The organism is Mycobacterium heidelbergense, assembly GCF_050205645.1.
Classification (GTDB): domain Bacteria; phylum Actinomycetota; class Actinomycetes; order Mycobacteriales; family Mycobacteriaceae; genus Mycobacterium; species Mycobacterium heidelbergense_A.
The window spans coordinates 148312-161829 of the sequence record NZ_JBNMQT010000007.1; the positions used below are offsets into that span (position 1 = coordinate 148312).

12 protein-coding genes are annotated in these 13518 nt (G+C 66.6%); 6 read left to right on the forward strand and 6 right to left on the reverse strand.

All coding sequences use genetic code 11. The features are described from left to right. Positions 1-50: 50 nt before the first annotated feature. The 6 genes from ACQI5H_RS10165 to ACQI5H_RS10190 all read right to left on the reverse strand — a co-directional run bounded on the left by ACQI5H_RS10165 (position 51) and on the right by ACQI5H_RS10190 (position 6226). Positions 51-893 (reverse strand): SDR family oxidoreductase, encoded by an 843-nt coding sequence (locus tag ACQI5H_RS10165; RefSeq protein ID WP_427079256.1) that lies wholly within the window; start codon positions 891-893, stop codon positions 51-53. 96 nt (positions 894-989) lie between these two features. After that, positions 990-2297, reverse strand: coding sequence for a TetR/AcrR family transcriptional regulator (locus ACQI5H_RS10170; RefSeq protein ID WP_427079257.1), 1308 nt, complete (start codon positions 2295-2297; stop codon positions 990-992). An 86-nt stretch (positions 2298-2383) separates the two neighbouring features. After that, a complete protein-coding gene (locus ACQI5H_RS10175) occupies positions 2384-3031 on the reverse strand; it encodes a nitroreductase family protein (RefSeq protein WP_427079258.1) in 648 nt (215 codons plus the stop codon). A gap of 2 nt (positions 3032-3033) precedes the next feature. Beyond that, positions 3034-3963 (reverse strand): SDR family NAD(P)-dependent oxidoreductase, encoded by a 930-nt coding sequence (locus ACQI5H_RS10180; RefSeq protein ID WP_427079259.1) that lies wholly within the window; start codon positions 3961-3963, stop codon positions 3034-3036. Then, a complete protein-coding gene (locus ACQI5H_RS10185; protein ID WP_427079260.1) occupies positions 3960-5060 on the reverse strand; it encodes an acyl-CoA dehydrogenase family protein in 1101 nt (366 codons plus the stop codon). The genes ACQI5H_RS10180 and ACQI5H_RS10185 overlap by 4 nt, the downstream gene beginning before the upstream one ends. Continuing rightward, the gene (locus ACQI5H_RS10190) at positions 5057-6226 is read right to left on the reverse strand and encodes an acyl-CoA dehydrogenase family protein (protein WP_427079357.1); all 1170 of its coding nucleotides are present in this window, start codon (positions 6224-6226) and stop codon (positions 5057-5059) included. The genes ACQI5H_RS10185 and ACQI5H_RS10190 overlap by 4 nt, the downstream gene beginning before the upstream one ends. 99 nt (positions 6227-6325) lie before the next feature. Between ACQI5H_RS10190 and ACQI5H_RS10195 the strand changes: the two genes are divergently transcribed. The 6 genes from ACQI5H_RS10195 (at position 6326) to ACQI5H_RS10220 (ending at position 13482) form a co-directional block, all read left to right on the forward strand. Then, positions 6326-8038, forward strand: coding sequence for a nitric oxide reductase activation protein NorD (locus ACQI5H_RS10195; RefSeq protein WP_427079261.1), 1713 nt, complete (start codon positions 6326-6328; stop codon positions 8036-8038). 65 nt (positions 8039-8103) lie between these two features. Beyond that, positions 8104-8949: a CbbQ/NirQ/NorQ/GpvN family protein gene (locus ACQI5H_RS10200; RefSeq protein WP_427079262.1), complete on the forward strand. Its 846-nt coding sequence runs from the start codon at positions 8104-8106 to the stop codon at positions 8947-8949. A 108-nt stretch (positions 8950-9057) separates the two neighbouring features. Continuing rightward, positions 9058-10170 (forward strand): ABC transporter substrate-binding protein, encoded by a 1113-nt coding sequence (locus tag ACQI5H_RS10205; RefSeq protein ID WP_427079263.1) that lies wholly within the window; start codon positions 9058-9060, stop codon positions 10168-10170. Positions 10171-10173: 3 nt separating this feature from the next. Then, positions 10174-11316 (forward strand): spirocyclase AveC family protein, encoded by a 1143-nt coding sequence (locus ACQI5H_RS10210; protein ID WP_427079264.1) that lies wholly within the window; start codon positions 10174-10176, stop codon positions 11314-11316. Further along, on the forward strand, positions 11309-12268 hold the full coding sequence (locus ACQI5H_RS10215; protein ID WP_427079265.1) for an SDR family oxidoreductase: 960 nt from the start codon (positions 11309-11311) through the stop codon (positions 12266-12268). Before ACQI5H_RS10210 ends, ACQI5H_RS10215 begins: the two co-directional genes overlap by 8 nt. Beyond that, positions 12268-13482, forward strand: a complete 1215-nt coding sequence (locus ACQI5H_RS10220) for a cytochrome P450 (RefSeq protein ID WP_427079266.1) — start codon at positions 12268-12270, stop codon at positions 13480-13482. The genes ACQI5H_RS10215 and ACQI5H_RS10220 overlap by 1 nt, the downstream gene beginning before the upstream one ends. Positions 13483-13518: the final 36 nt, after the last annotated feature.

Genomic DNA, 13518 nt, shown 5'->3' on the forward strand with positions numbered 1-13518 from the left:
GCACCCTGGGGGATGGTCGGCCAGCCGCACTGACCCACCAGCTACCGGCGTTAAAGCTTTACCCGCCCCATGATCAGGTCGATGATCGGCTTGCCGGGCGGATACGCGCCGGTGAGCGACGCCATCGTGTGCCCGTAGTCCACCAGCAGCGTGATCCCGCTGATGCCGAACGCGGCGGCGCTGTTGAGGAAGCACATGACATCGCCCATTTGCTCCGGGGTGTGCACCTTGGAGCCGGTCTCGTCGCGGTAGTCCTGCGCGAAGGTGAGCCAGAGGTCGGCGTTGGCCTGGGCCAGCGGGGTGTCGGTGGGGCCCGGGCAGATCGCGTTGATGCGGATGCCTTTCTTCAGCAGCGGGTAGCCCTGGGTGGCCACATAGGCGTTGACCACTTTCTTGGAAAAGCCATAGTGGATGATGCCTTCCGCTTCGTGCGCTTTCACCCACTCCTGTGCCGTCGCGAAGTCCGGCGTGGCCAGGAACTCGTTCAGCAGGTCCAGGTCGTTCTCCCAGCCCATGCCGGCGACCGAGGAGATGAAGCAGATTGCCGCGCCCGAGGGAAGCTGGTTCTTCTCGAGCAGGCGCTCGATGAGGTACCGGTGGCCGAGGAAGTTGATTGCCATCAGGTCGGTCGTTCCCTCGGCAATGCCGGCGGCCGAGAACACGGCGTGGACGGGGCCGTCCAGCTGCTCGAGCGCGGCGTCGATTGACGCGGGATCGCGCAGGTCCACCTGGATGGACTTGGCGACGTCGTATTTCACCGGCGCGTAATCCATCACGATGACCTCGGCGCCGAGCTCGCCGGCCGACTGGGCCGCCGCGGCGCCCATACCCGTCGCACCACCGACAACGAGCGCGCGCTTGCCGTCGTAGCGCAACCGATCGACAATGCTCATGGAAATCCCCTTCTCGGTAACTGCCAACCCGGTTCTAACTGCACAACTGTATGGGTAACAGTTATTTGGCTCAATACCGGGTCCGGATTAGCGGTCTTACTTGCCGCGCACGGCGACACCACGCAGGAAGGTGTCGCGGGCGTGCACCAGCGCCGCCCGACGGCCGACGGCGCGAAGGATGTTCTCCGGTATCCACTGCAGGCCGATGACGCACCGCGCCAGCATCGCGGTGGAGGCGGCGTCGACGCGGATCTCGCCCGACCGGATTCCTTCGGAGAGCAGCGATTTCATCTGGCGAAGGCGCGTGGTGTACAGCCAACCGGGGTTGGGGGTGTTCGGCGGGGACTGCCGCATCCAGGCCAGCTGGATCCTGAACTCGTCGGAAAACCGGTCCAGTGCGTTGACGTGGACCCAGCTCAGCGCGTCCAGCTTTTCGATGGGGGTGGCATCCGAACGCAGCACGCTGACCCATCCCGCCTCGACCTTCCTGCCGAAGGACTCCATGATCGACGCGAGGAGCTCGTCCTTGGATCCGATCACGCGGTAGACGGTCCCGGTGCCCAGACCCGCGGCGGAGGCGATGTCCCTGATGGTGGTGACTTCATATCCCCTGCGGCCGAACTCCGTTCGTGCTACGGCACGGATGTGGGCCGCTTTGTCGCTGGGATCGGCCTCGCTGTCGTCGGCCCACGTCTCGATGACGCCGCTGGCGGCCTTGAACGCGTTGGACCGGTCCAACGCCGAATCGGTAGACGGCCGGGCCGCCAACCCTTGCAAGATGATTCGGCACAGCAGCTCGGCCACCTGGTCGGCTGGAGCGGTGTGACGCATGACGTCGAGCCCGACCTGCAGCATGGTCTGGCAGATGCGGTCGGCCAGCGTGGGAAGGTCGATGTCTTGTTTGATGTAGCCGCTCCACCGGCCGGCACGCAGCGTCTGCAGCATCGCTTGCTGAATCGCCGTGGGCTGCTGCTGGGTTAGCTTTATGAGCTCGGGATCCGCGCTTGGTCCCTCGTAGAACGACATCTGCAGGGCGGCCCCATGCTGCACGGCGCAGTTGGCGATCGCGGATCCCAACTGGATGATCTGCTCGGCGACCGGCCTCGAGTCGGGTTCGTCGAGTCTGGCCTGGGCCGCCAGCCCGATGCGGTTCAAATCGTCCTGATACCGGCGTATCAGTTCGACGAGGATCGCCTCTTTGGACTCGAAATGGTGATACAGGCTGCCGGGGAGAATGCCTGCCGCGTCGGCGATTTCCTGTAAAGACGTCCGCAGTCCCGAGGACGCGATCAGCGACGCAGCCGTCTGCAGGATCTCGGTGCGGCGCGTTCCCGAGTCGTCCGTGCCGCCTTGTTCCAAACGATCCAGCGGTCGGCGGCCCGCCAATGATTCGGCCTTGGCCATTCGTCCTCCCGCCGAACCAAATCTTTGTTAAAGGCTATCAGACTTCCCGGAAGAAATTCGCTGCATACAGCGGTGACGGACCCATTCTAAAGGCTGGGTCCGTCCCAGCGGTCGCGCGCGACGACCTCCTCGACGGGCCGCCTGTCGGCGGGCCGAAACGTGTGCCCGGCCTTCAAGCGGCCCACCGGCAGCAGGCAACCCTGGACGTAGGTCTGCGGAATCTCGAGCAGCCGCCGGACCTCGTCTTCGCGGTGCAGGTGCAGGGTCGTGACGCACGTCCCGTAGCCGCGGGTGTGCAACGCCAGCTGAAAGTTCCACACCGCCGGGAAGATCGATCCGTACAGCGTGGCCTGGTGAAACGACTCGTCGCCGTCGATGCGCGGCAGGTACGGCTCGTAGCAGGGGATCACGAGGAACGGCACGCGTGCCATGTTCTCGACCAACCACTCCGTCGACGACATGAGCCGGCTCTCCGGCGTTCCGGCCGGCAACATGTCGGCGAGCAGGTGGCCGCCGACCCTGAGCAGATAGGCCTCCCGGTATAGCTCGGCGATCCTGTCCCGCAACACGGGATCGGTGACCACCAGCCACCGCCACGCCTGCTGATTCGAACCGTTGGCGGCCTGCAACCCGATGCGCAGGCACTCTCGAATGTCGTCGATGTCGACCGGAGCATCCAGGTCGAGCGACCTGCGTGCGGAACGGGTAGCGGTGAGCAGGTACTCGATGTCCATGATCAGGTTGTCACGCCGAGCTGGGCGGCCACCGCGAAGACTTCCTCGAAGATCGAGCCGGGCACGGTAAACGGTTCGGTCGCCGACACCTCGGGCAGATGCGCCGCGACGGCGTCGGCGGTCGGGTCGCTGCCTTTCTCCGCTAACCAGCCCTGGCCGAGGCCGACGAAGACACGGGCGAATCGACCCGCACACGCCGAGTAGTTCTGGTGGCTGAATTCGCAGGCCCGGCTCGCCAGGAAAACAACCATGGGCACGACCAGCTCGGGCTTGATCACACCCAGAAAACCGATCTCCTCGAGGGCTTTAGGGTCTCCCACGGTTTCGGTCACCATGCGCGAAAAGCCGAAGGGGAGCACGGTATTGGAGAGGATGCCGTGCTCGGCGCCCTCGATCGCGATCACGTTCGACAATCCGACCAGCCCGGCCTTGGCCGCCGCATAGTGGGCTTCCAACGGCTGGCCGAACATGCCACCCGAGGAGGAGATGAACACGAACCGGCCATAGCGCTGCCTCTTCATCACCCGGTAGGCCGGCTGGCCCAGATAAAACCCGCCGTCGAGATGCACGCCGAGCATCTTGCGCCAGTCATCCGCGGACAGCTCGTCGAACGGAATGCTGTTGAAAATTCCGGCATTACTGACCACGGCGTCGAGCCGGCCGAAGCGCGCGAGGGCCAACTCGACGATCGCCTCGCCACCCTCGGGGGTGGCGACCGAGTCGTGCGATGCCACGGCCACGCCGCCCTGGCCTTCGATCTCGGCGACGACCTGGTTCGCGACCGTGGCGTCGGAGCCGTCGCCGTGCATCGTGCCGCCCAGGTCGTTGACGATCACCGAGGCGCCGCGCCGGGCCAGCTCCAGCGCATACAGCCGGCCGAGGCCCCGGCCCGCTCCCGTCACAATCGCGACCTGGTCGGTGAAATCGATCATGACACAGTCTCTTTCGCAAGACGCGCACCGAGTTCCGTGAGATAGCCGTCGGGCCCGCCGAGAAATTCGCTCCAGCTCAGCAGTCGTTTGAGGTACAGGTGGGCGTCGTGTTCCCAGGTGTAGCCGATGCCGCCAAAGACCTGGATCGCGGTGTCGCCCACGGTGGCCAATCGTCCTGCGAACGCCTTCGCCCGCAACGCGGCGAGATGGCGCAGCTGCGCGTCGGCGTTGTCTGCGGCCCACAGCGCGTGGATCACCCCGCTACGTGCCAACTCGACCGTTTCGTACATGTCGACGCACAGATGCTGAATGGCCTGGAACGAGCCGATGACCTGACCGAATTGCTTTCGCACCTTGGCATAGTCGACGGCTAGGCCCATGACGGCCCGAGCGGCGCCGAGCGCGTCGGCGGCGGTGGCGATGAGCACGTCGTCGACCACCGCCGCAACGGCGTCCGGGGACGACGTGGCCAGCCGGTGTGCCGGCGCGTCATCGAGGGTGACTCGAAAGTGCTTGCGGGTCTGGTCGATACCGCGCTCGAAAGCCACCGAAATCCCCGCGGAGTCGGTGTTCACCGCGAAAAGTGCGGTCCCGTCGTCGTCCTCGGCAAGCACGAGCAGGACGTCCGCCGCGACGGCGTCGGATATCGCGAACTCACCCCGCAGCACGACGTCGCCGTCTCGCTGCACGACCCTGACTGCAGCGTCGTTGCGATCCAGCGGTCCGACGGCGGCGATCGTGGTTCCGTCGGCGATCCCGGTCAATAGCTCGGCCGCAGCGCCCCCGACACCCAGCCTGGCCAGCGCTCGCGGCGCGGCGACCGCGCTCGACAGCCACGGTCCCGGGTGCAGGGCGGCGCCGAGCTCTTCGGCCACGATGCCCGCTTCGACCATCGTCATGCCGGCACCGCCGTACTCGGGCGCCACCAACAGCCCGGTCGTCCCCAGGTCGGCGAGGCCGCGCCAGACGGCGCCGGTGGTACCGGTCGGGTCGTCGAGTAGGGCGCGCACGTGTCCAGAAATCGGGGCTTTCTCGGCGAGAAAGTGTCGCGCCGTGTCGCGCAGCGCGATTTGCTCGTCGGTCAATTCGAGGTTCATTGGCGCGGCAATCCGAGCACGCGTTGGGCGGTGATGTTCTTGTTGATCTGGGTGGTGCCGCCCGCGATGGTCAGCGAGCGCGACGTCAGGCGGTAGTCGGCCCACCGGTGCTGCTCCCCGCCGGTGCCCAGCACGTCGAAGGCCAGGGCGGCCATGTCCTGTCCGATCTCACCCCAGACGCTCTTGGCGAGGCTGGCCGAGCCCATGGCAGTCTTTTCCGAGCCGCCGTGCAGCGTCGCCGAAATCGAGCGCTGGCAAAGCAATTCGAGATACTTGATGCGCACCCCGATTTCGCCGAGGCGACGTAGTGTCACCGGGTCTTGCAGGATGCCGTGCGTCTTGCCGGCGTCGGCGGTGGCGAAGTCGGCCACCAATTCCTCCAGCCGCACCTGCATCTCGGCGTAGAGCCGCGCGGCCCCGGCGCGCTCGTGGCTGAGGGTGGTGGTGGCCACCTGCCAGCCGCCGTTCAGCGGGCCCAGCAGGGCGTCCGCCGGAACTCGCGCGTCGTGGAAGAAGATCTCGGCGAAATCGGTGTCGCCGTTGAGCGTGACGAGCGGGCGGACCTCGATGCCGGGCAGCGTCATGTCGACGATCAGGCACGAGATGCCTTTGTGTTTGGGGGCCTCGGGATCGGTACGCACATAGAGCTGGCACCAGTCGGCGCGATGCCCCAGCGAGGTCCAGATCTTCTGCCCGTTGACGACGAAGTCGTCCCCATCGCGCACCGCGCGGGTGCGCAGCGCGGCGAGGTCGGATCCCGCTTCGGGTTCGGACATCCCCTGGCACCAGATCTCGTCCGCGCGCATCATGCGGGGGAGCAGCGTCGTCTTCTGCGTCTCGGTGCCGTAGTGCATGATCGCCGGCGCGATGTTGTTCATGCCAATGACGTTGAGCGGCAACGGTGCCCGAGCGCGTGTGGTTTCCTCGGTGTAGACCAGCTGCTCCAGAACCGTCGCTCCGCGGCCGCCGTACTCGCGCGGCCAGGAGACGGCGGCCCAGCCCGCGTCGGCCATCGTGCGGTTCCAGGCACGCAGCATCGCGAAGGTGGCGTCGTCGCGGCCGGAGGGGCGGCGGGCGGCGATCAGCTCGTCGGTCAGATTCGCGGACAGCCAGTCGCGCAGCTCGGCGCGGAACTGTTCCACCTCCGCCGGGTAGGAGAAATCCACGTTCTCTTGTTTACCTCGCGCGATTGACTGGGCCAAGCCTCGGACTTTACGTTGGAACAGATATTTGGTCAACGCGGTCCCGAGGTTCGGAGGTGGAGCGTGCCAACCAACGCTCCTGGCGACCAGCCGCAGGTTTTCGCCCTGCTGGCCTCCGCTCTTGCGGGCGCTGCCGTGGCGGTTGCCGAACTGCAACCGGGCGAGCCGCCGTGGACCGACGGCCAGACGATTTACCTGGATCCTTCCGCGCCGGCCCGCGCGAACCTCGAAGCGGTTGCCGTCCACGCCTCGATGCTCGCTGCCGGGAGCCTGGACCCCGACGTCGTGCGTTCCCTGGTCCGGCGCCCGCGGCTCGCCAAGCGGTATCTGGCGATCGAGGGTCATCGCGCATTGGTTGGCAATAGCTATCTGCTGCCGGGCACGTTGGCATCGATGGGCAACCGAGACGTGGCGAGTCGCACCGGGTCGGCCGCCGATTCCCTACGAATCGCCGAGGGGAGGGAGGCGATCGACGACCCGCCGCCGGAATTCGGCGTCATCCGTGCCGCGAAGGTACTGGCGGCAGGTTCGGCCAAGACCGAGGACCGGGGCAACGCCGTTCATGTCCCGCGGGGTGGCGGCGCGAAACAACTCGACGAGCTCGATGACGGCGCGATCGATGATTCCGACGATCCCGACATGTTCACCAGCCCGGTGGGCGGAGGCGGCTTCATCGGCAAGTGGCTGAAAAGGATGCTGTCGTCTGCGCGCAAGACCGGTAGCGGCGGTGGCCCACCCGGCGCGGACACCCCCACGCATCGGACGAACTCCGCCAACCGCGGTCTGCACGCCGTCTCCTCGCTGGCGTCGACCGCGAGCGAGGAGGTCGACGACCACGACACCCACGGCGGCGCCGACGGCGTGACCTATCCGGAATGGGACGCCACGCGAAAGAGCTACCGGCCCGCGTGGTGCACCGTGCGCGAAATCGAGCCGCAGATCAAGGCATCGGCGACCCACGCGATCGACGCCGCCATCGGCGTGCGGCGCCCGCTGTCGCGACTCGGGATGGGCCTGCACCGCCGCCACCGCCAGCCGCAGGGCGACGACATCGATATCGATGCGGCGGTCGAAGCCCGCGTCGAGGTGCTGGCGGGGTCGGTGCCGGACGAGGCGGTGTACCTCGACAGCCTGCGGCGCCGGCGCGACCTGTCGGTGCTGCTCCTGCTCGATGTGTCGGGGTCGGCGGCGGAGCCCGGAACGGTCGGACGGACAGTACACGAACAACAGCGTGCGGCGGTCGCCAATCTCGCTGTGGCACTGCACGATTTGGGTGACCGAGTCGCGCTCTACGCCTATTACTCGCAGGGCCGGCGCGCGGTGAACGTGGTGCCCGTCAAACGATTCGACGACCACCTCGACTCCCGAGTCATGAAGCGGCTCAACAGCCTCGAGCCCGGGGCATACTCCCGCCTCGGTGCGGCCATCCGCCACGGCTCGGCGGTGCTCGAGACACGCGGAGGCACGTCCCGGCGGCTCTTGGTGGTGCTGTCCGATGGGCTCGCGTACGACCACGGTTACGAACGCGCTTACGGTGCCGCGGATTCGCGACGCGCTCTCATCGAGTCGCGTCGCCGCGGCACCGGCTGCGTGTGCCTGACGATCGGTGCGGGCACCGATGTGCAGTCCCTGCGCCGGGTCTTCGGCAGCACCGCGCATGCGACGATCGCGCGGCCCGACCAGCTCGCCGGCGTGATCGGACCGCTGTTCCGGTCCGCGCTGCGATCGGCGGAAGTTCGTCGTAGGGTGTCCAAACCCGCAGCTCAGCGGGCTTGAAAACAAACATCTGTTCCGGATAGGCTCGAAAACACCGCGGTGCTGCGGCTGACAGAGGGGACGCTATGGCCGAGGAGTCCGGAGTCGTTTACCGGAACGGCGTGACGCCCGAAGCGGAGACGGTACGGCCCTACTACAAGGCGATCGGCAGCGAGGAGGCCGTCTTCAAGGCGGCGTACCGCCAGGGTTTGTCCCTCGTTTTGAAAGGCCCGACGGGTTGCGGCAAGACCCGCTTCGTCGAGGCGATGGCCTACGACCTCGGCCGGCCGCTGATCACCGTCGCCTGCCATGACGACCTCACCACCGCGGACCTGGTCGGTCGGTACCTGCTGCAGGGCGACGAGACGGTGTGGGTGGACGGTCCGCTCACGCGGGCGGTGCGCGAGGGCGCGATCTGCTACCTGGACGAAGTGGTGGAGGCGCGGCAGGACACCACCGTTGTGCTGCATCCACTCGCGGACCACCGCCGGCAGCTACCGATCGAGCGGCTCGGTGTCACGCTGGACGCGGCGCGCGGATTCGGCCTGGTCGTGTCCTACAACCCCGGCTACCAAAGCGTGCTCAAGGACTTGAAGGATTCCACGCGTCAGCGGATGGTCGCCATCGAATTCGGCTTTCCCGCAGCCGATGTCGAAGAGGCGATCGTTGCGCACGAGGCGGGTGTGGACGATGCGACGGCGGCCGAGCTGGTGCGTTTCGGGCACGCGATCCGCCGGCTGGAAACCGGCGGGTTGCGGGAGGTCGCCTCGACGCGCGTGCTGATCGCGGCGGGCCGGCTCGTCGCTGAGGGCCTGACCATGCGAGAGGCGGCCCGGGCGGCGATCGCGGGTCCCCTCACCGACGACGTGGCCGTGGGCAAGGGGCTGGGCGAGATGGTCGAGATCTATCTGGGCGGATCCGATGGGGTCTGACGGGGTGGGCTGGGCCGGGTGATTGACGCTGTATACGGGCCCCGCTAGGGTCTGAACAAATATTAGGTTTGCGCATCGGGCGCGTGAGCTCGCCACCCGGGAGGTCGGATGTCCTACGAAAGCAGCGCTGAGCCGATCAAGGTCGGCTACCTGATGGACTTCACGCTGCCGCCCGGCTTTCCCGAAGAATTGATGGCGAGTTTCACGCGGTGCTTCGACCTCATCTTCGACGAAGCCCTTGAACAGGGCCTGATCGATCGCCCGGTGCAGATGATCTACCGCGAAGTGGAGGGCCTGCCCAAGGGGTCGGTGAAATCGGTCATCGATGCGTTCGGTGAACTCGTCGACGAGGGCTGCCTGGTGGTGTTCGGCCCACACATCACCGACAACTGCGTGCCCACCCGCGAGGCGATCGAAGAGCGGTTCAAGGTTCCCGCCATCAGCGTCACCGGCACCGACGACTGGTTGGGCGAGTGGACGTTCGCCTTCCCGCAGGGTTCGATGACCGACGAGCCGATCTTCATCGCGGACCTCGTCGCCAAACGCGGACTCTCCGAGATCGGAGTCCTTGTCGAGCAGAACCTGATCGGCGAGAGTTACCTGAAGAACCTGCGAAGCGCGTGCCGCCGCAACGGCATTCGCATCGTTGCTGAAGCGGCGATCGCCCAAACCGCTCAGGACATCAACGAAGCCGTCCGCACCCTTCATGATGCGAAGGCCGAAGCGATCGTGCATCTGGGCTTCGGGTTCGGGATCGTGTTCATCAACCCGGCGCTGCAGGCCCTCGATTGGGACCCGCCGCGATTCACCACGACGGCATTCCAGAACGCGTGGGTTAACCCGATCATGTGGGACGCATTCATGGGCTGGGTCGGGGTCGACCAATATGACGAGGCGAACCGCCTCGGCCAGGACTTTCTCGATCGTTACGCGACGAAATACGACGGCAGCCGCCCCGAATACTGCGTGTCGGTGGTCAACCATGACGTCGCCGCCACACTCGTTCGTGCCTTTTCTGACGCGCACCCGCTCAGCCCGCGCGGCGTCAAAGAGGCGCTGGAGCGGGTGAAGATGATGCCCGCCGCCTCCGGTGCGCCCGGTACCCGGGTCTCCTTCGGCAAATGGACTCGGCGCGCGTGGATGGGTGCCGGCTATCTGGTGGCACGCACCCTCGACGCCGATGGCACCAACTCGCACTTGGTCGATCGCTTCGGGGAGTGAGAAATGAGCACGGAACAGTCCACACCGCCTGTAGCGGGCGAGCAGCGGACCGGCCCGCAGCGACGCGAAAAGCGCGGCTGGGGCGGATGGATCGCCGGCGCGGCACTGGCGGCGTTCGCGATCTTCTTCATCGCCAACGCCCGCGTCGCCCTCGACCCCCGCGTCGCGAATCCGAACGTGCAAGGCCGTCCCCGCCCGGTCAGGTTCATCTTCGGCCTGGACTACATCACGTTCCTGCACATCTCCACCGTCATCATGCTGCTGGTGCTGCTCGTGGTGTTCATCCGGGGCTGGCGCCGCAACCCCGGCAGCCCGGTGATGCTGATGTTCCTGTGCACCACGCTGATCGTGTGGCAGGACCCGATCATGAACTGGTCCCCGTTCGCGGTGTACAACCCCGATCTCATCCACTGGCCGGAGTCGTGGCCGCTGGTGTCGCTGTCGCCGACCGTCGAGCCGTTCGTCGTATTCGGTTACGTCACTTTCTATTTCGGGCCTTACTTCCCGGCGATCTGGATTCTGCGCAAACTGCAGGCCAAATACGGGCCGCAGGCGTTCGTGTCGCGGCACCCGCTGGTCAGCCTCGGCCTGCTGACCTGTGCGATCGGCTTCGTCTTCGATGCGTGGCTGGAGATCCAGCTCGTCCACATGGGCATGTACATCTACTCGCAGGTGATCCCGTGGGGCTCGGTGTTCACCGGCACCACCTTCCAGTTCCCCTTGATCTGGGAGTCGTTCTCGGTGACGTTCGTGATGGTGCCCGCGGCGATCCTGTGCTATCGCGACGACACGGGTAAATCGGTGGCGGAGAAGCTGGCCGCCAAGGCCAAGATCTTCCCGAGCCGTCCGGTGCTGGGGACGTTCCTGGTGATGTTCACGATCATCAACGTGTCTTACTTCGCCTACGGCGCCTGGTTCGCCGTCATCAAGGCCACCAAAGCGGCGACCTCGGTCGCCTGCCCGTGGCCTTATCCGGAGGCCAAAGTGTATGACCCGCAAGGGTTTTACGAGAAGGCCGGCGCGCAAGGCCCGTACTCGGTCGGCATCTGGTCGACCTGGATGAGCGGGCAGCCCAACGGCCGGCCCGGTGTGCAGCCGCCACCGCCCGGCGCGGGTGCCTGTGCCATCCCGAGCAAGAATGGCTGATCCTCGTAGCGTCGTCATCACCGGCGCTTCCCGTGGCCTGGGCTTCGCCTCGGCGGTGCGCCTCCACCGTGAGGGGTGGCGGGTGATTGCGGCGATGCGCACACCCGAGAAAGGGATCGCGGCGCTGCGCGAGGCGACCGGAGGCGACGACGACCGGCTGATCGGCGTGCAGCTCGAGCTTACCGATGCCGCGTCAATCTCCGCTGCGGCCAAGACAATTGAGGAAGCCGTGGGAGCGCCCTACGCGCTGGTGCACAACGCGGGGATCTCGGCCGCCGGAATGGTGGAAGAGACCGATATGGACTTGTGGCAGAAGATGTTCGCCACCAGCGTCCTGGGCCCCGTCGCACTCACCCAGGCGCTGCTGCCGGCGATGCGCGCGGCCGGCGAGGGACGCATCGTGCTGATATCGAGCGCGTCCGGGGTGCGCGGTCAGCCGGCCACCGCGCCGTATTCGGCGGCCAAAGGGGCGCTGGAGCGGTGGGGCGAGGCGATGGCGTGCGAGATCGCCTCCTTTGGTCTCGGCGTCACTGTCTTGGTGACCGGCGTGTACGACACCGACATCATCACCGACGCGGGCACTACCGACGATCGCAATTTCGACGGCCCCTACGCCCGGCTGCACACCACCATGGACACCCGCGGGCGGTTCGCAATGCGTTTCGCAAGGCCACCCGAGCGGTTCACCGACGGCCTGGTCAAGGCGCTGGGCGACCGTGCGCCGTTCCGTCGTCGCGGGGTTGGACCCGATGCCTCGATGCTGTTGGCGTTCAACAGGATCCTCCCGGCCTCGGGCATGCACCACATGTCCCGGATCGTGCTGGGCATACCCAGACAGGGGTCGATGCGCGGCGGGACATGGCCGTTGACAGTCGGCCAACGGCTGATGGTGCTCGCCGCTCGAGTTCTACCGGCGTCGGTGTTGCGGCGCTTGGGATCAAAGGAGCAGTAATGGAACAGCTTTTCGACGATTTGGAAGACTTCGGCGCCTTCGACGACGCCGTCTCCGGCGACGTGCGCGACCCCTACACGGAACTGGCCCGGCTGCGCCGCGAAGAGCCGGTCCAACGCCTGGACGCCTCGGGGATGCCCCACGAGGAGTCCAAGCCGGTCTTCATCGTCTACCGGCACGAGGAAGCTCAGCAGATGCTGCGCGACAACGAAACGTTCTCGTCGGCGGCCGTCATCGCGGCGTTCGGTCCGGTGCTGGGCGAAGGCGTGATGCTCGGCATGGACGAACCGGTACACGGCCGGCTGCGGTCGCTGGTGTCAAAGGCCTTCTCGCAGAAGGCGTTAGCCCGTTGGGAAGACGAGCTGGTCGGGCGCGTCGCCAACGGTCTGATCGACAAGTTCGCGGCCAACGGCAAGGCCGACCTGGTCAAGGAATTCACCTTCGACTATCCCAGCCAGATCATCGCGGGCTTGCTGGGCCTGCCGGAGGAGGACTACCCGCAGTTCCAGCGGTGGTCCATCTCCCTGCTGAGCTGGATCCTCAATCCGGAACGTGGGCTCGCGGCGTCGGCCGCGCTATGTGACTACTTCGCACCGATCCTCGAGGCCCGCCGCGCCGAGCCCAAGGACGATCTGATCAGCGCGCTGGCGCAGGCCGAGATCGACGGCGAGAAGCTCGACGACGAGGAGATCTTCTCGTTCTTGCGGCTGCTGCTGCCCGCCGGCGTGGAGACCACCTATCGCGCGCTGGGCAGCCTGCTCCTGGCGCTGCTGTCCGACCCCGCGCAGCTGGATGCCATCCGCGCGGACCGATCGCTACTGCCCCAGGCCATCGAGGAGGGGGTGCGCTGGGAACCGCCGCTGCTGACCATCACCCGGGTCGCCACCCGCGACACCGAGCTCGGCGGGGTGCCCATACCGGAGGGCTCGACGGTGATGCCGATGCTGGGCTCGGCCAACCGGCAGGAAGACCGCTACGCCGATCCGGACACGTTCGACATTTACCGGCAGGCCAGGGGACACCTCGGCTGGGGTCACGGCGTGCACGTCTGCCTGGGCATGCATCTGGCGCGGCTCGAGATGCGCACCGCCATCAACCTGCTGCTGGATCGGCTACCGAATCTTCGGCTGGACCCGGACGGGGATGACCCGCACATTCGCGGGCAGGTTTTCCGGTCGCCGACTTCTGTCCCGGTGCTGTTCGACCCCCAGTAACCAGCCCCGCAGCGGTTGCACCTTGTCAATCGGCTA

Bases quoted from the DNA above. Each gene is read 5' to 3' on its own strand.
- ACQI5H_RS10220 (WP_427079266.1), top strand. From the start codon at position 12,268: ATGGAACAGCTTTTCGACGATTTGGAAGACTTCGGCGCCTTCGACGAC.
- ACQI5H_RS10175 (WP_427079258.1), bottom strand. From the start codon at position 3,031: ATGGACATCGAGTACCTGCTCACCGCTACCCGTTCCGCACGCAGGTCG.
- ACQI5H_RS10200 (WP_427079262.1), top strand. From the start codon at position 8,104: ATGGCCGAGGAGTCCGGAGTCGTTTACCGGAACGGCGTGACGCCCGAA.
- ACQI5H_RS10180 (WP_427079259.1), bottom strand. From the start codon at position 3,963: ATGATCGATTTCACCGACCAGGTCGCGATTGTGACGGGAGCGGGCCGG.
- ACQI5H_RS10170 (WP_427079257.1), bottom strand. From the start codon at position 2,297: ATGGCCAAGGCCGAATCATTGGCGGGCCGCCGACCGCTGGATCGTTTG.
- ACQI5H_RS10185 (WP_427079260.1), bottom strand. From the start codon at position 5,060: ATGAACCTCGAATTGACCGACGAGCAAATCGCGCTGCGCGACACGGCG.
- ACQI5H_RS10165 (WP_427079256.1), bottom strand. From the start codon at position 893: ATGAGCATTGTCGATCGGTTGCGCTACGACGGCAAGCGCGCGCTCGTT.
- ACQI5H_RS10205 (WP_427079263.1), top strand. From the start codon at position 9,058: ATGTCCTACGAAAGCAGCGCTGAGCCGATCAAGGTCGGCTACCTGATG.
- ACQI5H_RS10215 (WP_427079265.1), top strand. From the start codon at position 11,309: ATGGCTGATCCTCGTAGCGTCGTCATCACCGGCGCTTCCCGTGGCCTG.
- ACQI5H_RS10210 (WP_427079264.1), top strand. From the start codon at position 10,174: ATGAGCACGGAACAGTCCACACCGCCTGTAGCGGGCGAGCAGCGGACC.